Origin of the sequence: Ruegeria sp. HKCCA4008, from assembly GCF_013033125.1 — a bacterium.
GTDB lineage: Bacteria > Pseudomonadota > Alphaproteobacteria > Rhodobacterales > Rhodobacteraceae > Ruegeria.
The window spans coordinates 280,868-300,432 of the sequence record NZ_WQDM01000001.1; the positions used below are offsets into that span (position 1 = coordinate 280,868).

Annotated in this window: 17 protein-coding genes and 1 tRNA gene; 8 read left to right on the top strand and 10 right to left on the bottom strand. The window is 59.0% G+C overall.

The annotated features are described in order from the left end of the window. Positions 1–7: 7 nt before the first annotated feature. The 3 genes from GOW60_RS01400 to GOW60_RS01410 all read left to right on the top strand — a co-directional run bounded on the left by GOW60_RS01400 (position 8) and on the right by GOW60_RS01410 (position 3,262). On the top strand, positions 8–1,567 hold the full coding sequence (locus tag GOW60_RS01400) for a trimethylamine methyltransferase family protein (protein WP_171227969.1): 1,560 nt from the start codon (positions 8–10) through the stop codon (positions 1,565–1,567). A gap of 118 nt (positions 1,568–1,685) precedes the next feature. Next, complete coding sequence (locus GOW60_RS01405) at positions 1,686–2,273, top strand: heme NO-binding domain-containing protein (protein ID WP_171227970.1); 588 nt, start codon at positions 1,686–1,688, stop codon at positions 2,271–2,273. Next, the gene (locus tag GOW60_RS01410; protein WP_171227971.1) at positions 2,270–3,262 is read left to right on the top strand and encodes a GGDEF domain-containing protein; all 993 of its coding nucleotides are present in this window, start codon (positions 2,270–2,272) and stop codon (positions 3,260–3,262) included. Before GOW60_RS01405 ends, GOW60_RS01410 begins: the two co-directional genes overlap by 4 nt. A gap of 37 nt (positions 3,263–3,299) precedes the next feature. On the opposite strand, the gene GOW60_RS01415 is transcribed toward GOW60_RS01410, so the two are convergent. The 8 genes from GOW60_RS01415 to GOW60_RS21390 all read right to left on the bottom strand — a co-directional run bounded on the left by GOW60_RS01415 (position 3,300) and on the right by GOW60_RS21390 (position 10,873). Further along, positions 3,300–3,998: a CbiX/SirB N-terminal domain-containing protein gene (locus GOW60_RS01415; RefSeq protein WP_171227972.1), complete on the bottom strand. Its 699-nt coding sequence runs from the start codon at positions 3,996–3,998 to the stop codon at positions 3,300–3,302. Between the two features lie 61 nt (positions 3,999–4,059). Continuing rightward, positions 4,060–4,992, bottom strand: coding sequence for an AEC family transporter (locus GOW60_RS01420; protein WP_171227973.1), 933 nt, complete (start codon positions 4,990–4,992; stop codon positions 4,060–4,062). A 54-nt stretch (positions 4,993–5,046) separates the two neighbouring features. Continuing rightward, positions 5,047–5,844, bottom strand: coding sequence for an MBL fold metallo-hydrolase (locus tag GOW60_RS01425; RefSeq protein WP_171227974.1), 798 nt, complete (start codon positions 5,842–5,844; stop codon positions 5,047–5,049). After that, positions 5,841–6,647 carry a TatD family hydrolase gene (locus tag GOW60_RS01430; RefSeq protein ID WP_171227975.1) on the bottom strand — a complete coding sequence of 269 codons (807 nt, stop codon included), beginning with the start codon at positions 6,645–6,647 and terminating at the stop codon, positions 5,841–5,843. Before GOW60_RS01430 ends, GOW60_RS01425 begins: the two co-directional genes overlap by 4 nt. Beyond that, positions 6,644–7,765, bottom strand: a complete 1,122-nt coding sequence (locus GOW60_RS01435) for a DNA polymerase III subunit delta' (protein WP_171227976.1) — start codon at positions 7,763–7,765, stop codon at positions 6,644–6,646. The genes GOW60_RS01430 and GOW60_RS01435 overlap by 4 nt, the downstream gene beginning before the upstream one ends. Positions 7,766–7,768: 3 nt before the next feature. Continuing rightward, positions 7,769–8,395: a dTMP kinase gene (gene tmk / locus GOW60_RS01440; protein ID WP_171227977.1), complete on the bottom strand. Its 627-nt coding sequence runs from the start codon at positions 8,393–8,395 to the stop codon at positions 7,769–7,771. Further along, positions 8,392–9,558 (bottom strand): D-alanyl-D-alanine carboxypeptidase family protein, encoded by a 1,167-nt coding sequence (locus tag GOW60_RS01445; RefSeq protein WP_152458554.1) that lies wholly within the window; start codon positions 9,556–9,558, stop codon positions 8,392–8,394. Before GOW60_RS01445 ends, tmk begins: the two co-directional genes overlap by 4 nt. Positions 9,559–9,574: 16 nt before the next feature. Next, on the bottom strand, positions 9,575–10,873 hold the full coding sequence (locus GOW60_RS21390) for an SPOR domain-containing protein (RefSeq protein ID WP_171227978.1): 1,299 nt from the start codon (positions 10,871–10,873) through the stop codon (positions 9,575–9,577). Positions 10,874–11,075: 202 nt separating this feature from the next. Between GOW60_RS21390 and GOW60_RS01455 the strand changes: the two genes are divergently transcribed. Next, positions 11,076–11,165 (top strand) — tRNA-Ser (locus tag GOW60_RS01455). Positions 11,166–11,587: 422 nt separating this feature from the next. Here the strand turns inward: GOW60_RS01455 and GOW60_RS01460 are convergent. Together GOW60_RS01460 and GOW60_RS01465 are read right to left on the bottom strand one after the other, a co-directional pair. Then, positions 11,588–13,225: a GMC family oxidoreductase gene (locus GOW60_RS01460; RefSeq protein ID WP_171227979.1), complete on the bottom strand. Its 1,638-nt coding sequence runs from the start codon at positions 13,223–13,225 to the stop codon at positions 11,588–11,590. 10 nt (positions 13,226–13,235) lie between these two features. Continuing rightward, positions 13,236–14,264, bottom strand: a complete 1,029-nt coding sequence (locus GOW60_RS01465; RefSeq protein WP_171228342.1) for a LacI family DNA-binding transcriptional regulator — start codon at positions 14,262–14,264, stop codon at positions 13,236–13,238. Positions 14,265–14,502: 238 nt separating this feature from the next. Between GOW60_RS01465 and GOW60_RS01470 the strand changes: the two genes are divergently transcribed. The 4 genes from GOW60_RS01470 to GOW60_RS01485 all read left to right on the top strand — a co-directional run bounded on the left by GOW60_RS01470 (position 14,503) and on the right by GOW60_RS01485 (position 19,564). Continuing rightward, complete coding sequence (locus GOW60_RS01470) at positions 14,503–15,969, top strand: aldehyde dehydrogenase family protein (RefSeq protein WP_217355439.1); 1,467 nt, start codon at positions 14,503–14,505, stop codon at positions 15,967–15,969. A gap of 55 nt (positions 15,970–16,024) precedes the next feature. Continuing rightward, on the top strand, positions 16,025–16,999 hold the full coding sequence (locus tag GOW60_RS01475) for an ABC transporter substrate-binding protein (RefSeq protein ID WP_171227980.1): 975 nt from the start codon (positions 16,025–16,027) through the stop codon (positions 16,997–16,999). A gap of 67 nt (positions 17,000–17,066) precedes the next feature. After that, the gene (locus tag GOW60_RS01480) at positions 17,067–18,602 is read left to right on the top strand and encodes a sugar ABC transporter ATP-binding protein (protein ID WP_254443807.1); all 1,536 of its coding nucleotides are present in this window, start codon (positions 17,067–17,069) and stop codon (positions 18,600–18,602) included. Beyond that, on the top strand, positions 18,587–19,564 hold the full coding sequence (locus GOW60_RS01485; protein ID WP_152458550.1) for an ABC transporter permease: 978 nt from the start codon (positions 18,587–18,589) through the stop codon (positions 19,562–19,564). Before GOW60_RS01480 ends, GOW60_RS01485 begins: the two co-directional genes overlap by 16 nt. Position 19,565 lies beyond the last annotated feature (1 nt).

Consider the following 19,565-nt stretch of genomic DNA (forward strand, 5'->3'; position numbering starts at 1 on the left):
GGCACCGATGGCCGAGACCAAGACACGCAAGCGCCGCGGAGGAGGGCGCGCAGGGGCGGCTGCGCGCAGGGGCAGTGCAGCGATTGACCAGATGCCCTGGGACCCGCCGGTCAACATCGATCGACCCACAGAACCTTTGGATCAGGCCGGCATCGAAGCGATCCATGAAGGGGCGATGCGCATCCTCGAAGAGATCGGGATCGAGTTTTACAACGAAGAGGCAATAGGTATCCTGCGCGAGGCGGGTTGCACCATCGACGGCGACAATGTCCGCATGGGGCGGGACTTTGTCATGGAGATGATCGCCAAGGCTCCCAGCCGGTTTTCGATCACCCCTCGCAATCCGGATCGCAAGATCGAAATCGGCGGGAAGAACATCCTGTTCGGCAACGTCTCTTCCCCGCCGAATTACTGGGACATGGAGATCGGGAAAAAAGTACCGGGCAATCGCGAGATGTGCCGAAACCTTCTGAAGCTGACGCAATATTTCAACTGCATCCATTTCGCCGGTGGATACCCGGTCGAGCCGGTCGATATCCACGCCAGCGTGCGCCATCTGGATGTGCTGTACGACAAGCTGACCCTGACCGACAAGGCGATGCATGCCTATTCGCTGGGCAAGGAACGCGTCGAAGATGTAATGGAAATGGTGCGCATCGCAGGCGGTTTGAGCCACGAGGAGTTCGAAGCCGCGCCGCGCATGTACACCAATATCAACTCGACCTCGCCGCTGAAACACGATCACCCGATGATCGACGGGTGCCTGCGCCTGGCGCGGCGTGGTCAGGCGATAGTTGTCACGCCCTTTACGCTGGCGGGTGCGATGGCCCCCGTAACCATGGCGGGTGCCGTGGCGCAGTCCTTGGCCGAGGCGCTGTGTGCCATTGCGCTGTTCCAATACGTGCGCCCCGGTATCCCCTGTGTGATCGGTACATTCACGTCGAATGTGGATATGAAATCCGGCGCGCCCGCCTTTGGAACACCGGAATACATGCGTTCGACCCAGATGACCGGCCAGATGGCGCGGTTCTATGGTTTGCCCATGCGGTCTTCAGGTGTTTGTGCGGCAAACGTGCCTGACGGGCAGTCGGTGTGGGAGACTTCAAACTCGCTTTGGGCCGCCGTGCAATCGGGTACCAATATGGTCTACCACGCAGCCGGTTGGCTTGAGGGCGGCCTGATCGCCAGCCCGGAAAAGTTCGTCATGGATTGCGAAATCCTACAGCAGATTCAACGCTATATGAACCCCGAGTTAACCGCCACAGGGCCGGACGAGATTGCACTGGATGCGATCAGGGCAGTTGGCAATGACGGTCATTTCTTTGGCATTCAGCATACGCAGGATCGCTATACCACGGCCTTCTATCAACCCTTCCTGAGTGATTGGAAAAACTATGAAGGATGGGAGGCCGCCGGCGGTATCTGGACGGCAGAACGCGCGCATCACATGTTCAAGGAGATCATCTCGAGCTTTGAAGCCCCCCTGATCGATGAAGGCATTCGCGAGGAACTGGCCGCTTTTGTCGAACGCCGCAAAGCGGAAGGCGGCGCGCCCACGGATTTCTGACCGGACAGGTGGTATCGCGCTGATACTCGGTTGAATTCGCTACAACTCAGGGTGGATTTTGGCTATTTGTTAAGGTTTTTTCGGCCACAGTGCACAGGACACCAAACTGGGGCATCTGATGCATGGTCTGATCAATCGAGCGATACAGTCCTTTGTCTGTGCGACCTACGGGCGATCCTGCTGGTTGCGCGTGACCGACGCCGCGCGGCTGGGGTTTGTCGAGTTTGAAGCCATGCTCGTCTATGACGATGACATGACGTCCAAGGTAATGGAGGCGCTGAGCGCCGACCTCGATCGGCCGCAAGCCGAAGTCTTTGAGGACCTGGGAACGTATCTCGTGTCTCATCCGAATATGGAAGGGCTGCGCCGCCTTCTCAGGTTCGGCGGCGTCAGCTACGTGGAATTTCTTCACTCGCTCGACGATCTGGCGGACCGCGTGCGGCTGGCCGTGTCTGATTTGACCCTGCCGGCCTTGGAACTGAGAGAGCTGTCAGCCACGGAATTTCAGCTGAGTTGCTCTCCGGGCCTGCCAGGGTATTCCAATGTCATGGTCGGGGTCCTGCGCGCAATGGCGGATGACTATGGTGCGCTGGTGATGCTGTCACACGAGGGGCAGCAGCAAGGCAGTGATGTAATTTCCATCATGTTGGTTGAAAGCGCCTTTGCTGAGGGGCGGCATTTTGATCTGGGGGCTCGGAACGGATGACAGATACCCAAGAACTGGCAGGACTGCTGGAAACGCTTTGCCCGATGTTCCTGTTGGTGGACCAAAACGGGCATATTCAGCAAGCAGGTCCGACCCTGCAAAAGTTGCGACCTGGACTGCCGCTGGTGGGGCAGGGATTTCTGGATGTGTTTGAACTGATCCGCCCCAGAACGATCACCACCATTCCAGCCCTGATGTCAATGGCGGGGGCGAAGCTGCATCTGAGGTTTCATGATGAACCGCGCACAACCCTCAAAGGCCTGGTCGCTCCTTTGCCGCATTCCGGTGGCGCGGTCATCAATCTGTCATTTGGCATCTCGATTTTGGATGCGGTGCGGGACTATGCGCTGACAAGTGCGGATTTCTCGGGGACGGATCTGGCGATTGAGCTGTTGTATCTGGTCGAAGCCAAATCCGCCGCGATGGAGGCATCCCGCTCTCTCAACCTGCGGCTACAGGGTGCGATGCTTGCAGCCGAAGAGCAGGCCTTTACCGACACATTGACCGGACTGAAGAACCGCAGGGCGATGGATCACTTGCTCGAGCATTTGATTTCGGGAAATTCAACTTTCGCGCTCATGCATCTGGATCTGGACTTTTTCAAAGCCGTGAATGACAAGCTGGGTCATGCGGCGGGTGATTTCGTCTTGCAGCAGGCCGCCCGCATCATGCAGCAAGAAACACGAAGCAACGACACCGTGGCCCGGGTCGGCGGGGATGAATTCGTCATTATTTTCAAAGATCTGACTCGGGAAGATACTCTGGCCTGCATTGCCGGTCGTCTGATATCAAGGTTGAATGAGCCGATGACCTTTCAGAATCAGAGTTGTTCGATCTCGGCCAGTATTGGCACCGCCTTGTCCACGCAGTTCGACTGCCCCAACGCCGCCGACATTCTTCACGCAGCAGACTTGGCCCTTTATCAGGCCAAGCGCGACGGCCGGTCTTGCCATCGCATGTATTCAGCGTTGAGCAAGGCGCAAACCTGAATTCGTTCAGAAAACACGATGGGCACGTATCGGGGCTTCAGGCTGAATCGAATGCCGCATTTATCTTTTTGGCAATCTGTTGCCGGATCGGAGGCAACTCTCCCACCACCGGCAGGACCACGCCTGAAAACCCCGCGCGATCCAGCTCTTGCGGGACGTCTTCCTGCACATGCCCTCCGGCACAGGCAAAGAACGGAAGGCACAGCGCCTGACCTTCGGTACCGTTTGCAACGTCAGATATGGAAGGTGGCTCTTCGACGAAACCGACGCGAACGGACTTGAACGCAATCAGTTCCGCAAGCTGTTTCGCAAACTGCAACGCCACGGTCGACGGGTTCCGGCTGCGCCCGGAACCATGCGCGGCAATGACCAGATCGGTGGACAGAGCGGCCCAGTGTTTGTCGGACAATTCCGATCGCAGGGCTTCTGCGGTCAGGTCCGGCAGGTCCGGGTCAATTCCAAGCGGGTCCAAGATCTGCGCCGGATGATCCCCAAGCCGTTTGGGTAGCGCGCTGGTGACAAACCACCCTTTTGCCATGAAAAGTGGATAGATGACCGCGTTTTCGGGCGCGCGGTCCAGCTTCGCCTCCAACGCACCCGGCGCTGCCAGGGTGGCCGAATCCACCGCTACATGCCCGGTAAGCGCGTTGACCTTGGCGGCGAATGCCGCAAGTGCAGCTTCGGCCGGTTCCGGGTCTGACGGTTGGCCATGAGCGACAATTATGGCATGTGACATTCGGATCTCCTGCTGCGTTGCGCGATAGGTGTTTCACATCAAACTGAAGTCAACACCTCAGTTAGCCCAGAAGTGTCAGCCATAGCCACACGGTCAGAATGGACGAGGCTGTTCCGATAAGGACCGCCGACGCTGCGACCCGTTTTGCGCGACCATACATGTTGGCGAAGATATAGGCGTTGAAACCCGGAGCCATGGCCGCATTCAAAACCCCCGACCGAAACAGATCCTGCGGCAGGCCCGTGGATTTGCCGAACACCCACACCAGGCTGGGATGCAGCATCAAAGAGATACAGCAAACATAAGCAATGGTGCGCAGGTCGCCCTCGGGCTTGTATTTGACCAGCACACCGCCCAAGGCAAACAACGCCCCGGGCAGGGCAGCACGGGTGATCAACCCCAGCGCTTCGTCGACCACCGCAGGGATTGCCAGGCCGGACAGGTTGACCAGAAACCCAAGGGCGATACCAAGGATCAGCGCGTTCTTGAACATTGCGGACAAAACAGACCGTGCCATGCGCATGCCACCATGGCCGCGATTTCGCACGACCTCCATCACCGTGATCCCGACGCCGTAACAAAACGGAGAATGGAAGGCGATGATCGCGTAGTTGCCGGTCAGGTTCTCGGGCCCATATGCGCGTTCGGTTATCGGCAAACCCAGCAGGACAGAGTTTGAGAACAGGCAACAAAACCCGATTGCAACGCAATCTTCCCAATCGCGCCCGAAAATAATGCGTGCGCCGAACAGGCCTGCTGTGAAACACAGGGCGGCGGCGGAATAGAAACTGGCCAAAAGCCGGGGGTCGAAACTGGCGCTGAGGTCCAGATGCGCGATGGCCAGGAACAAAAGGCAGGGAATCGCAAAGCCTTGGGTGAACTTCATCAGCCCATCGACATGCGCTTCTTTGAAGTACCCCGTGCGGGTCGCCGTATACCCGGCCCCGATCACAAGGAAAACCGGAAGAATGACGTCGATCAGGCTTTGCAGCATGTGGCCCCCGTGCGACGGGCCTGCTGCGATATCATGCGGGCGACGGGCAGCGGCCTACTGCGACTGATGGATCACCATCCCGTCGAAGGCGGGGGTGATGTAGTCGGGGGTTTCCGCATCGACGGTCGCATAGTCGAGATCGATATGCATGTTGGTCAGAACCGCGCGCTTCGGTTGTAGTTCTTCGATCCATCCAAGCGTCTTTTCCAGATGGGCATGCGTTGGATGAGGTGAACGGCGCAGGGCATCGATGACAAGGCAGTCCAGCCCTTTCATTTCGGGCCAGGCATCGTCGTAGATCTCGGCGACATCCGGAAGATAGGCGAGTTGCCCAATGCGGAATCCAAGGGAATCGATCGAACCGTGATTCACTTTGAAAGGACGAAACGGAATCGGGCCGCCGGGGCCGTCGATTTCAAATGGACCGTCGATGGACTTGAGCTCGAGTATCGGAGGATAAGGAGAGCCTTCCGGCTGAATGAACGCGTATCCAAACCGCCCCAACAAGGCGTTCTGGGTGTCGCCATCCGCCCAAACGGGAACGCGGGTTTTCATGTTGAACACGATCATGCGCAAATCATCGATTCCATGCACATGGTCTGCGTGAGAGTGCGTATAGACGACCCCGTCCAACCGCCCTGTACCTGTATCCAGCAACTGGCTGCGCATATCTGGTGTGGTGTCGATCAGAACCGAGGTTGTCCCATCTGGCCCGTCGCGTTCGACCAGCATCGAACAGCGGCGTCGGATGTTCTTGGGGTTCGCAGGGTCACAATCGCCCCACTGACCGCCCAGCCGCGGCACGCCGCCAGAGGACCCGCAGCCCAGAATTGTAAATCGGAAGCCGGTCATGCGGCGGCCTTGTACGATGCCGCTTTGGTAAACAGCCGGTCGAAGTTCGCCTGTGTCTGGTCGGCAAAGGCGGCATAGTCCATGCCAAAGATTTCGGCCCCCTTTTGGGCCGTGTGCACAGTATAGGCCGGCTCGTTTCGTTTGCCGCGATAGGGCGGCGGGGCCAGATAGGGTGCGTCAGTTTCCACCAGAATCCTGTCCACCGAGGCGTTTGCGAAGATATCGCGCAACTCCTGACTTTTGGGAAAGGCTGCGATGCCGGACATGGACAGATAAAACCCCAGCTCCAGCGCGGCCTTGGCCAATTGAGCCGACGATGAGAAGCAGTGCATGACGCAGGAATAGGGTGCGTTGCGATATTCTTCGGCCAGAATGCGGGCCATATCTTCATCAGCTGCGCGGGCGTGAATGATCAGGGGCAGCCCGGTGCGCTGGGCTGCTTCGATATGAATGCGCAATGACTGTTTCTGCACTTCGGCACTGTCGGCGGTATAGTGGTAGTCCAAGCCGGTTTCACCGATACCGACGAATTTGGGATGCCGTGTCAGGGCGACCAGATCATCGACCGAGGCCAATGGCTCGTCCGCGGCGCTCATCGGGTGTGTGCCGGCGGCATAGAAGACCGGCGCGTGGGCTTCGGCAATCGCACGGACGGCGGGTTCGTTGCGCAGTTTGGTGCAGATCGTCACCATCCGGGTCACGCCAGCCTGGGCAGCACGCGCGATGATGTCGTCCAACTGGCCTTCGAAATCCGGGAAGTCCAGATGGCAATGGCTGTCGGTAATCTGGGGGGTGTCGCTCATCTGTTCTGACCGGCAGTTTCCTGTATCTTGAACACCGTATCTAGGACCAGAGCGGCAGGGTCAAGGTTGACTGCCTGACCATGTCGCGCTCGGGATGTGATCGTTGCGGCGACCTCGGCCCAGCGACGGGCTTGATTTGGCGATGCTGACAGACGCGCCAGTGTTTCACCCTCGTTGGGGGCGGCTTCCGGAAGCGGGGGCGTGCCCGTTGCTCCGGTCAGGGCCAGCCGTGACAGAGCGATGTCGATCAGGGTAAGCAAAAGTTCGAACCGGTCCGCCGCGCCGCGCTGTGCTGCCGCTTCGGCCAGGGCCAGCGCGCGCTGGCGATCCATGCGGGGCAAGGTGCCCAGAATGGCGATCAGTTCGGCATAGATGTCCAGACCACCCAGATTGATCAAACGCACGGCGTCTCCGACTGAACCTGCGGCAAGCGCGGCAAGGTGTTCTGTCTGCGCGGGAATTTTGGTTTCCGTTAGTGACAGGGCGGCTTGCATGTCTTGCGCGTTCAGCGGACCGAGGCGCAGCGTGCGACAGCGCGAACGGATGGTTGGCAACAGGCGTGAGGGTTGATGCGATACCAGCAAAAGGGTGGTGCGGGCAGGCGGCTCTTCCAGCATTTTCAGCAACGCGTTGGCGGCGCTGACGTTCATTTCGTCTGCTGAATCCACGATCACGACGCGGCGGCCGCCGTCCGCAGAGGACAGGCCAAAAAACTTTCCAAGCTTGCGGATGTCATCCACGACGATCTCACCGCGCAGCCGTCCCTGATCGTTCAGCGACCGGGTTATCGCCGCCAAACCCGGTTCTGCCCCGGCCTGAATACGATGGGCCACCGGGTGATCGGGATCGATATCGAGCGTCTCGGGCGGAGGCGGCGCGCCGAACAAGCCGCCATCCTCGGCCGGCGGCGTGGCTAGCAGAAACCTTGCAATTCGCCAGGCAAGGGTCGCCTTGCCGACACCGCGTGGCCCTGTCAGCAGCCAACCGTGATGCAAACGGTCCGACGTGTAGGCGGTCAGGAATGCCTGTTCAGCCGCATCCTGGCCAAAAAGCCGAACGGTTTCGCGCGGATGTGGTGCGCCCGGCACCTGATCCGGAGAAGGGATATCGTCGCTCATCGTCTACCGCAGTGCTGCCTGGACGATTTCTGTCACATCCTGCGCAACGCTGTCCATGTCCCTGTTGCCATCCACGATGTGAAACCTGTCGGGGAACTCATCGGCCAGCGCCAGAAAGCCGGCGCGCATCTTCTTCTGCAATTCCGGGCCAAAATCCTCGAACCGTTCTTCGGTGCCTTGTCTCCCCTTGGCGCGGGCCAGGCCGGTTTCGGGGTCCATGTCGATCAGCAGCGTCATGTCCGGTTCGCGCCCGATCATCAGGCTGTGCAACTGATCCACCAGATTTCGCAGGTCACCCCGGGACAAGCCCTGATACATACGCGTGCTGTCAGCAAAGCGGTCGCAGATCACCACCTTCCCTGCCGCCAAGGCGGGTTCGATTGTACGCTCCAAATGGTCGCGGCGGGCTGCTGTGAACAGCAGGATCTCGGTCTCGGCCGACCAGCGATCCGGGTCGCCCTCCAAAACCAGGCTGCGAATTTCCTCGGCCCCCGCGGAACCGCCGGGTTCGCGCGTCAGTACCACCTCGCGACCCTGCGCACGCAGATGTTCCGCCAGCATCCGCGCCTGCGTTGACTTGCCTGAACCGTCAATGCCTTCGAAGGTCAGAAATAACCCCGCTTTCGTCACATCGACTCCAGCGGGTTGTTGATCACGTCTTTCAATACGATACCGCCGACGGTCAGCATACGCACCACAAACCCGCCAATCGCAACATCTTCGGCTGCCACCAGCGGGCGCCGGATTTCCGGCAGCCCTTCGGGCTTGATAACCAGTTCGGCCAGTTGCTGACCTTTCTTGACGGGCGCGTTGATCGGGCCCTCATAGACCACTTCGGCCTCGACATTCTGAGTGCCCAGAACCGGGAACAGCACATTCAGATCACCTTCGGGAACAAGCCCCACGGTCTTTTTCTCGCCCATCCACAGTTTGGCTTCGGCTATCGGCGTTTCCGCGGTGGCAACTGTCCTCTCGACAAAATTTCGAAACGACCAGTTAACCACGGCCTCAGCCTCCTCTGCCCGTTGGCCGGTGCTGTCGAGCCCCGTCAGCACAAAGATCACACGCCTGTCGCCTTGTTTGGCGGACCCGACAAGGCCATAGCCCGCTTCTTGTGTATGGCCGGTTTTCAGGCCATCTGCGCCGATATCCAGCCGCAGCAGCGGGTTGCGGTTGCGGGCGTTTGACGGCGCGCGGCCATCGAATTCGAAAACTTCTTCGGCGAAAAGGGGATAGTATTCCGGAAAGTCGGTAATCAGCCGGTCTGCAAGAACGGCCAGATCATGAGCCGACATCATATGCCCGGCGGCGGGCCAGCCGTTCGAATTTGCGAAGTTCGAATTGTTCATACCCATCTGCTTGGCCCGCTGGGTCATGTATCGCGCAAATCCCGCTTCGGTTCCATCCGGGCTGAGCGCCTCGGCAATGACGACGCAGGCGTCATTGCCCGACAAAACGATAATGCCGCGCAGCAGATCTTCGACACGAACGCGATCCTGCGTGTTCAGGAACATCGTCGAGCCGCCATAGCTCATCGCGTGTTCCGAAACAGGCAGAGTTTCGTCCAGCGTCAAGCGTCCGTCCCGCAATGCTTCGAACGCAACATAAAGCGTCATGAGCTTGGACATCGACGCAGGCGGCAACGGTTGGTCGGCTTCTTTCGACAGCAGCACGGTACCGGTGGTTTGGTCGATCACGTAAGCCGCGCGGGCGGATGTATCAAAAGCCTGGGCTGGTATCGCCAGAACGGCAAGCCCAAGAGCCAGAACAGATGTTCGTATTGAGGACAGCATGTTACGCCTCCCTGAATTAGTCGGTTACCGTGAACGCATCTTTGAAGCCAAGGTCTTTCACGTCCTTTTGAAAGGCTTTGCGCTCGGCCCGGGTTGTGGCGGGGCCAACCAGCACGCGCCACACTGTACTATTCGCTGTTTTCAGTTCCCGAACAACAGTGGGCATTCCGTTGCGACGCACCTTTTGGGCTGCTGACTTGGCGTTTGCCTCAACGCTGAAAGTTCCAATCTGAACATACGGTTTGCTCAAAGATGTCGCCGACGTTGTGGCTGCTGCAACAGGCGTGGCGTCTGACGCATCAATTGCTGCTGCGGCCCCCTCTACCGGGTCCAGCGGTGTTTCGGTGATCGCGGCGGGGTCTTTCTTTTGCCACCATTTCCGCTTGGCAGGTTTTTCGGCAGGGGGCGTGACCGGTGCATCCGACAAAGAGGGCGACGCCACGACCGCAGCGGCTTCGGCGGCTACCTCTGCGCTGTCGGTTGCTGTGTCTGCCGCAGCCACGGCCGTTCCCGCAGCCGCAGCGGCGGGGGCTTTCTTCTGCCACCATTTCCGCTTGGCAGGTTTTTCGGCAGGTGCGTCGACCTGATCGTCGGCTGATGCGGGCGTCTCGGCATCTTCGCTTGCGGGCTCGACGTCTTCAGCCGTCTCATCGGATGAACTGGCCGCACCGGCTGCAACCGCAGCCGTACCAGCCGCGGCGGCGGCTGGTTCCTTTTTCTGCCACCACTTCCGTTTGACCGGTTTTTCCGGCTCTGCGGACGCTTGCGTGTCGGAAGCACCATCAGCAACCGCAGCCGTGGTTTCAGCGGCCGATTCTTCTGCCTCTGGCGTATCCTCCGACGACGGTTCTTCCAGCTTCTCCCGGCGCAGTGCGACGACACTGACTTTTGTCGGCGCACCCGCGAGCATTCCCAGCTCTTTCGCGGCAGCGGACGAGACCTGAAGCGCAGGCCCGGGCAAGTTGCGCTCGCGCCGGAACAGGGCGCCGGTCACCGATTTGTTGTTGGACGTGTTTTTGATCACGACACGTTCAGGTTGGGACGCATCCGGGTGCGCAACCCATATCCCGCCAAGAGAAGGCCGGCCATCCCAAAGCCCTGCTTCGGTTGTCTGAAAAACCTCAGGGGCCTCGACATCACGCTGAGAGCCGGAAGTCACCTCGGGCAGGAGTTCTGTTTTTCCCGAATTGTCTTCCGGTTTTTCAGTCGATTCAGAAGTTGACAAAACTTCTTCGCATCCGGCCAGTATCGTCAAAGTCAACGCCAGATACGCCAGCCGTTTCGGCCCCGGGCGTGTCTCGATCGCTCGCTTCATCTGCTTTTCCCTTGCCTGAAGGGGTTTCGTTTTCCGAACCCCACTGCCGATCTGCTGGTTCTGTGTGCCAGCCTGTTGCGGTCTTTCGTACGGATCATAACGTGGCTGAAGTGTCATGGAAAGACCGCTGCATGAGCTTCGGCAAGATTTCCCGATTTCGACTTGCCTCTGCGCGAAGTTCGCCTTAGACCCTGCTTTCGACGGGGAGGTGGCAGAGTGGTCGAATGCGGCGGTCTTGAAAACCGTTGGGCGTGAGAGCGTCCCCAGGGTTCGAATCCCTGTCTCCCCGCCACTCATACCTGTCTCACTTCAGTTGTGTTTTCTGATCCGGAATTGAGCCGAAATTCCAGCGATTTGACGCATGCGCTATCCATCAGAGGCGAAGCAGACCGTACCCTCGGCGCACGAGACAGGCCCCGGGCTCAGTGTCGCGTTCTGGGAGGGTCGCTTTGGGTGGGACTTGTTGACAGCCTGATCATTCCTTCTGGCGCAAGCCATGGGTGTGTTTGCCTGACTGCCGGAGAGTTGATCGATTGTTTCACGCCCGGGCGGGACAACTTTCTGTAGGGCGTTTGCCACACGCTCCTGCACCTTTAGCGGGGAGCGTCCTGACGGCTTGAGGCAGGGTATTCTGTTTTCGGTGCAACGGGCAGGGCGGGGGCCATATCATTGCGCCAGAAGTTGGATCGACCAATGGTGACGCCGCAGCTCAGGTCAGGAATTGTGTATCTCGCGGGCCGATCCGATGCCAAGGATCAAGTCGGCACATCGTTCACCCAGCATCATGGCAGGCGCGTTTGTGTTGCCGGCGTTGATGTCCGGCACGGCGGACATGTCGCACACCCGCAAGTTCTCGATCCCGCGCACGCGCATTCTGGCGTCCAGCACGGCCATTCCGTCGCCGTCCCGGCCCATTTTCGCGGTGCCCGCCGGGTGATAGTTGGTTTTCACGAACCGCTTGCAATGTGCTCGCAGCGTCTGATCGTCATCCGCTGTTGGAATGACGATTTCGCGGATCCTTCGCGCAAGCGGGCCGGACGTGAATGCCCGGCGAAAGAACCGCTGCCCCCGGATCATCTCCTGCATGTCGTCTTCATGCTTCAGAAGGTTGGGCGAGACCACCGGCATGGCGAGAGGATCGGCCGAGCGAAGCCAAACCTCTCCGCGTGATTTCGGTTTGACCACCACCGTCGTCACGGTCAGGCCAAAGTCATCCTGCACCTCATCCAGCGCGTCGCGATCCAGATAGACGATAGGCACGCAAAAGGCCTGAATGGTCGGCTCTCCATCGGGGTTCGACGGATTGACGAAGGCGCCGGCTTCGACCCCGGCGGAAGTCACCGGGCCGCTGCCGAACAGTTTGAACTGGATGCCGTTGCGCAGCACCCGCCAGCCCTCACCTTGTTTGAAATATCCGTAAGGACCATTGGCAAAGGCGGTGATAGGAACTTCGGGGTGGTCGATCAGGTTCTGTCCGACGCCGGGCAATGGGCAGATGACGGGAATACCGTGTTCTGCAAGTTTTGCATCCGGTCCGATACCTGACAGCATTAGGATTTTCGGCGTGACCAGAGCGCCCGCAGCAAGGACAACCTCGCCATCGCACCGGACGGTGTTTGCTCCGCGTTTGTCCCGGTACTGCACCCCGACGGCCCTGTCGTTCTCAATGATGACTTTGCTGACCGTTGCGCCAAGCCGGATGGTCAAGTTCGGGTTCATCTCTAGAGGGGCGAGGAAAGCATAGGCCGACGAGCTGCGCTTTCCAGCGCGATTGGTGAACTGATAGAACCCGACACCACGCTGCGTAGCGCCGTTGAAGTCCGTGTTGAATGGTTCGCCAAGGGCCTGAACCGACTGGACGAACCAACGGGACATGTCATCGATATGCCCTGGATCCGAAACCTGCACCGGACCATCGCTTCCATGCAGGTCATTGTGAAGCCTGTTATTGTCTTCCATCCTGCGGAAATAGGGCAGCACATCGTCCCATCCCCAGCCGACCCCGTCATTGGTCGCTCGTAGCAGGTCGTCCCACGCGTTATAATCAGAAGGGCGACCACGCATATAGACCTGTGCATTAACGGAAGACCCGCCGCCCAACACATTGGCCTGCGGAATGTCATGCACACGACCGTCCAGATGGTCTTGCGGTTCAGTTTTGTGATAGGTCATGAACTTTGACCCGTTGATCATCTTGAAGATGCCCGGCGGCATGTCCAGCAACGGATGGCGATGCGAATGACCGGCCTCTAACACCAGAACCCTGCACTTGCCTTGGTTTACCAGTCGCGCTGCAGCTGCGGCGCCGGCAGAGCCGCCGCCGATGACGATGTGATCGAAGGTTTCCGTCATGATTTCGTCTTCAGGTCCGGCGTTTGGGTTCGCTGATCGAGTCGCGCTCGACCAGTTCGCATTCAAGCTTCACGAGAGGGTGCCGCTGACCATCCAACGGTCCGTGGAACAGTTGTTCGACGACCCAGCGTCCCATCGCCCGAGTAGGAAGGATCATCGAGGTCAGGGGCGGCGACAGGTGTCGCGCGGTTTCGTCATCGTCAAATCCGATGACCGAGATGTCCTCGGGGATGGACAGGCCAAGTTCCTTGAGCGCTTCATAGCAGCCGATCGCCATGCGGTCATTTTGGCAGAAAATGGCGGTTGGCGGAGAGTGCAGGTCCATCAATTCACGCGTGGCAGCATAGCCTGCGCTGGGCAGCCAGTTGCCCTCGATGACCAAGTCCTCGTCAAATGGAATGTCGGCAGAAGCCAAAGCGTTTCTATATCCGGTCGTTCGTCCTGCGGCGCATTCCATGAACGGCTCGCCGGTGATGGTGGCGATTCGCTTGTGCCCAGCCTTGATCAGGGCGTTGGTCGCCGTATGTCCAGCAGCGACTTCGCCGGGGATCACCGCAGGAAAAGAGAGGTCGTCACAAAAACAGTTCAGCAGCAGAACCGGGGTAGCGGTCTGCCTGAGGATTTCCGGAACAACCACCCGCCGGGTGAAAACGGTTGCGTAAATGATGCCCGCAACCTGTTGGTCGAGGAAATAACTAAGCGTTCTGGGCTCGACCTCGGGGTCGTTTTGGGTTTCTGCCAGCAATACAAGATTTCCGGTGTCCCGAACGGCCTGTTTCACGCCGTTGAACGCGTTTACCATTTCGGGGCTCGACGCCAGATCATCCACGACAAAAGCGATGGTTCCGTCCAACGCCGCTGGCCGGCGCGCGCTGTCCTGGGGTTTCCTGAGTTGAGAGGGCATGGCGTATCCAAGCGTGTTGGCGGCGTCCAGGACTCGTTGCTTGGTGTCCTCGGAGATTTTGACGGAATCGTTTTTGTTGAGGACCAGCGATACTGTCGTCTGCGAGCATCCGGCGACGCGTGCAATGTCGTGCATCGTTACGCGCTGCCGGCCCGCGACTCGTCCCACACCCCTGTGCTGCCCGGCTTTGTTCGCTTGATTGTTCATCGCTCAACCTTTTTGTTCGCATCCTTTTTATCGACTATGCAGAAGGTGCGCAACTAATATTAGTAACTAATAATTAATATTAGTGTTGACGAAATAATATTATTAGTGTTTTGATCGACGGTGCGGTCGCCACTGTGGCTTGGCCGAGCAAGCGCGGGAGGCGAAATTGCGATCTGTAGTGGGGGAGTTGGGTCAAGTCATTCGCCATTCGATGTTTGTCGATGGCCGCTTTGCCGACTTTGGCGCGGGCACGGTTGATGTCGAGAACCCTGCAAATGAAGAGATCGTTGCGCAAGTTCCAGATGGCACTGCTGCTCATGCGGACGCAGCGGTCGAGGCGGCCCGCCGCGCTTTTGGCGCGTGGTGTTCGCGCCCGGCGATCGAGCGGGCGCGATTGGTTCTGAAGCTCGCCGAGGCTATCCGGGCCGACGCCGGTCGTCTGGCAGCTCTGATCACGGCCGAGCAGGGCAAGCCGATCTCGCAAGCCCGAGGTGAAGTAGATGCCGCCGTCACTTTTCTTTGCCATGCAGCTGAAGAGGCCCGGAGGATTTCGGGTGACATAGTGGCATCGGACAACACGTCCGAGGAAATCCAGATCCGGCGTCATCCTTATGGGGTTGTCGTTGCGTTGACAGCCTGGAACTATCCCTTGGCATTGGCCGCCAGGAAAGTCGGACCCGCGTTGGTCGCGGGCAACACCGTTGTTCTGTTGGGGCATGAAATCACGCCGTTGTCCGGCCTTGCGGTCGCCGAGCTTGCAGACAAGGTCGGGTTTCCGCCCGGTGTTCTGAATGTTCTGACGGGGAAGGGGCCGGTGGTGGGGCAGCGGCTGGTCGAACACCCCGATACGTCACTGATCACGATGACCGGCAGCACACGCGCCGGGAAAGAGATATTTCGCGCCGCGGCCGACCGGATCAAGGTCGTCCGGCTCGAGCTTGGCGGTAAGGCTCCGTTCATAGTGATGGAGGATGCGGATATTGATGCCGCAGTCTCGGCCGCCATTGGCGCCCGGTTTGCCAATTGCGGCCAGATTTGCACCTGCAACGAGCGGATGTATCTGCATCACGACATTGCGGATCAGTTCCTTGAAAAATTCGTGTCCGCAGCCCGTGCTTTGTCGATCGGGGATCCCATGGAAGACTGCGATCTGGGTCCCAAAGTCAGTAAAGTCGAGGTGACCAAGGTCGCTAATATCATCCAACGCAGCATCGCCGAAGGTGCCACGGTCCATCTCGAAGGTGGGCCCTTGACGGACGATGCGCATCGCAAGGGCCACTGGATGTCCCCGACCGTTCTCGAGGTCTCCGACAACGGCAATGCCGCGATGCAAGAGGAGGTCTTTGGTCCCGTCGCGACAGCCATGCGAGTCGAGGATTTTGAACAAGCGATAAGTTTTGCGAATGACACGTCATTCGGGCTGTCTGCCTATCTCTTTACGGCATCGCACCGCCGATTGATGGAGGCCCCGAGCAGTTTGAAGTTCGGCGAATTGTACCTGAACCGCTCGAATGGCGAAGCCGTGCAGGGATTTCACACCGGTTGGGGGCTGTCCGGTGTTGGGGGTGAAGACGGCGCTTATGGCTTCGATGGCTATCTGAGGAAACAGACGACTTACATGAATTGGGCATGACCTGAAAACTTGCGGTCAAAACGGAGGCGACCGCACCAATGGAGGAGGAATCACCATGAAACGCAGAACTCTTTTGATCTCGACTGTTGTCGCGGGTGCGCTCTTGGGCACTACGGCGATGGCACAGGATCTACCACCGCTTGAGCAGAAGGATCGCTACAAGGTCGGCTTTGCGCAGATGGAGTCGAACAATCCGTGGCGCATTGCTGAGACGAAATCGTTCCATGACACGGCCGAGGCCTGTGGCTGGGATCTGATCGCGACGGATGCGGCTGGATCTGCTGCCAAGCAGGTTGCGGATGTGGACAGCATGATCGCGCAAGGTATCGACGTTCTGTTCCTGCCCCCGCGGGAAGAAAAGCCGCTGATCCCGGCCGTTATGAAGGCTCGTGCCGCCGGCATTCCGACCTTTCTGGTGGATCGCTCGGTTGATCCGGCCGTTGCCAAGCCGGGCGAGCATTTCGTGGCATTCCTTGGGTCCGACTTCATTGATCAGGGCAGCCGGGCCGCACAATGGCTGATAGAGAATTTCGACGGCGACAAAGGCATCATTGTACAGTTGGAAGGCACGACAGGGTCTTCACCTGCAAATGACCGCAAAAAAGGTTTCGACGACGCGATTGCAGCGGATGACCGTTTTGAGATCGTGGCCTCTCAGACCGGTGATTTTGCACGCGACCTGGGTCGACAAGTGATGGAAACCCTGCTTCAGGCGCATCCAGACGTGAACGTGGTTTACGCCCATAATGACGAGATGGCGATCGGCGCGATTCAGGCTTTGGAACTCGCTGGCCGCAAGCCCGGCGAGGACGTGACCATCGTTTCGATCGACGGGACACGCGACGCGCTTCAGGCCATTATCGATGGCAAGATGGGGGTAACGGTGGAAAGCTCGCCCTTCTTTGGCCCATTGGCCTGTGAAGTCATGAAGAAATACGCGGCTGGCGAGACGATCCCGGAATGGGTGAAGGTCGAAGACCGCATCTTCACCAAGGACAATGCGGCCGATCACATCGACGAAGCCTATTGATTCTCCCTGGTGGGTGGTGCTGGCCTGTGGTCGGCGCCGCCTGCAAGCAATCGGAGGAAGACATCTCATGAATGCGCTCGTCTCGATGTCGGGAATTGAAAAGTCCTTTGCCGGTGTACCGGCACTCAGCCAAGCCAGCCTTGAGATCGCAACCGGCGAGGTTCATGCGCTGATTGGCCAGAACGGTGCGGGTAAATCGACGATGATAAAGGTTCTGACCGGAGTGTACGACCGGGATGTCGGTGACGTCCATCTGGCCGGTGTGCCAAGCCGCATTTCCACCCCGCGCGAAGCACAGGAATCCGGAATTGCCACAATCTATCAAGAGCTCAACCTGGTGCCTCTGCGGTCAGTGACCGAGAACATCATCATGGGGTACGAGCCCAAACGTCTCGGCTTTCTGGTCGACTGGCGCGAGGGCAACAGGCGCGCACGCGAGGTTCTTGCGCGCTTTGGCATAGATATCGACGTGACCGAGCCGCTGGGAAATTTCTCGACAGCGATCCAGCAGTTGGTTGCGATTGCGCGGGCCGTTTCGCTGGACGCGAAACTGGTCATCATGGACGAACCTACGTCTTCACTGGATGCCAGCGAAGTCGAAGTTCTGTTCGGTGTGGTGCGCGAGTTAAAGAAACAGGGCGTTTCCGTCCTGTATGTCTCGCATTTCCTCGATGAGCTGTTCCATATCTGCGATCGGGTCACTACGATGCGAGACGGGCGCACCGTCAGCACGCGCAACGTCCAGAACACGACTAAACTGGAAATGATCGCGGACATGCTGGGCCGCAACAAGGACGAGATTGCGGCAGACGGGCTGACGGATTTCGCCGGCGCAAAGGCCAAGAAAGGCGATATCGTCTTGCGGGCCGACTCTGTTTCGACAGGCCCGCGGCTGACGCATTTTGACCTCACGCTCCACCGCGGAGAAATCGTTGGGCTGGGCGGGCTTCTGGGCTCGGGTCGGACCGAGGCGGCGCGCGCTTTGTTCGGTGTAGACGGGGCATGCAGCGGCGTAATCGAGCTGCACGGTGCGGTAGGGCAACCGTCCGGTCCGGGTGACGCAATCGCAAACGGGGTTGGCTTTCTGACCGAAGATCGCAAGGCCGAAGGGATCATTCCAGACATGTCCGTGCGCGAGAACATGACGCTGGCCCTGCTGCCGAAACTGGCCAGCCGTGGTCAGATCGACTTTGCCCGCGAGCGCGAGATCGTTCAGGCGTTCATCGACGATCTGGGCATCAAGGCAGCGCATATGGACCAGCCCATTCGCGAGTTGTCCGGCGGCAACCAGCAAAAGGTGTTGCTTGCCCGCTGGCTGGCGACGCAGCCCGACATCTTGATACTGGACGAGCCGACCCGAGGCGTGGATGTCGGCGCCAAGCGAGAGATCCAGTCGTTCATTCGGTCTTATGTCGAAAAGGGGTTCGGCGTTGTCCTCATCAGTTCGGAGTTCGAAGAACTGGTGGAAGGCGCCGACCGCATCGTTGTCATGCACGAGGGGCGTTCGGTCAAGGAACTGACAAACCCCGGGATTACCGAGAACATACTGGTGCGCGCGCTTGCGCATCATGAAGAAGGAACTGGTTCATGGACCGCGCAATGAAGTTGCCGCAACGGGTCGCATCGATGCCCTTCCGCTTTCACGGCGGCATCGCCGCGTTGGTCGCCCTGCTGGTGTTCAACGCGTTTTTCACCCCCAATTTCCTGCAACTGCAAACTTTGTTCGTAAATATCAGCCAGGTTGCCACGATCGCCATCGTGGCCATGGGTATGACGCTGGTCATCGCCACGGGTGGGATTGATCTGTCGGTTGGCGCGGTCATGGCTCTGGCGGGGGCGCTGGCCCCGCTGATATTTCTGTCGGATCTGGGAGCCGCTAATCCAATGCTCGGCGTCACTTTGGCCATTATCCTGCCGCTGTTCATCGCAGGGTTATGCGGGGTGTTCAACGGAGTGATGGTTGCCATATTGAACGTTCAGCCCATTGTGGCAACGCTCATTCTCTTCATCTCTGGTCGCGGTATTGCCCAGGTTTTGACGAACGGGAACCTACAGACATTTTCAAACCCTTCATTCAGTTATCTTGGAACCGGAAAAGTGCTTGGCTTGCCGTTTCAAGGCTGGCTGGCGCTGGCCATTGCCTGTGTGCTGTTCTGGGTGATCACCAGAACCACATGGGGCCGTTACCTGCTGGCGATAGGCGGCAATGAACGCGCGGCATATCTGTCGGGTGGTCCTGTCCGGCGGGTCAAGATCGGGGCTTATGTCATCTGCGCGGTGCTTGCGGGCCTGGCGGGTCTGATCGTGGTTGCGATCAACTCGGCCTCGGACGCCGCGCGCAACGGCAATCTGATGGAACTTGATGCCATCGCGGCCGCGGTTGTCGGCGGGGCGCTTTTGCAAGGCGGCCGGGCGCCGATCTTTGGCGCCATTCTGGGAGCCGTGATCATCCAGTTGGTCAAATATACGTTGCTGGCCAACGGGGTAGAGGACGAAGTTGCGCTAATAGCCAAGGCCGTCATCATTATCCTGGCCGTTTGGGTCCAGCAGTTCCGGAGGGCTTGAT

Coding starts and splice junctions, on each gene's coding strand:
- GOW60_RS01420 (WP_171227973.1), bottom strand. CDS start 4,992: ATGCTGCAAAGCCTGATCGACGTCATTCTTCCGGTTTTCCTTGTGATC.
- GOW60_RS01425 (WP_171227974.1), bottom strand. CDS start 5,844: ATGACCGGCTTCCGATTTACAATTCTGGGCTGCGGGTCCTCTGGCGGC.
- GOW60_RS01480 (WP_254443807.1), top strand. CDS start 17,067: ATGAATGCGCTCGTCTCGATGTCGGGAATTGAAAAGTCCTTTGCCGGT.
- GOW60_RS01405 (WP_171227970.1), top strand. CDS start 1,686: ATGCATGGTCTGATCAATCGAGCGATACAGTCCTTTGTCTGTGCGACC.
- GOW60_RS21390 (WP_171227978.1), bottom strand. CDS start 10,873: ATGAAGCGAGCGATCGAGACACGCCCGGGGCCGAAACGGCTGGCGTAT.
- GOW60_RS01400 (WP_171227969.1), top strand. CDS start 8: ATGGCCGAGACCAAGACACGCAAGCGCCGCGGAGGAGGGCGCGCAGGG.
- GOW60_RS01465 (WP_171228342.1), bottom strand. CDS start 14,264: ATGCACGACATTGCACGCGTCGCCGGATGCTCGCAGACGACAGTATCG.
- GOW60_RS01485 (WP_152458550.1), top strand. CDS start 18,587: ATGGACCGCGCAATGAAGTTGCCGCAACGGGTCGCATCGATGCCCTTC.
- GOW60_RS01435 (WP_171227976.1), bottom strand. CDS start 7,765: ATGAGCGACGATATCCCTTCTCCGGATCAGGTGCCGGGCGCACCACAT.
- GOW60_RS01430 (WP_171227975.1), bottom strand. CDS start 6,647: ATGAGCGACACCCCCCAGATTACCGACAGCCATTGCCATCTGGACTTC.
- GOW60_RS01475 (WP_171227980.1), top strand. CDS start 16,025: ATGAAACGCAGAACTCTTTTGATCTCGACTGTTGTCGCGGGTGCGCTC.
- GOW60_RS01415 (WP_171227972.1), bottom strand. CDS start 3,998: ATGTCACATGCCATAATTGTCGCTCATGGCCAACCGTCAGACCCGGAA.
- GOW60_RS01460 (WP_171227979.1), bottom strand. CDS start 13,225: ATGACGGAAACCTTCGATCACATCGTCATCGGCGGCGGCTCTGCCGGC.
- GOW60_RS01410 (WP_171227971.1), top strand. CDS start 2,270: ATGACAGATACCCAAGAACTGGCAGGACTGCTGGAAACGCTTTGCCCG.
- GOW60_RS01445 (WP_152458554.1), bottom strand. CDS start 9,558: ATGCTGTCCTCAATACGAACATCTGTTCTGGCTCTTGGGCTTGCCGTT.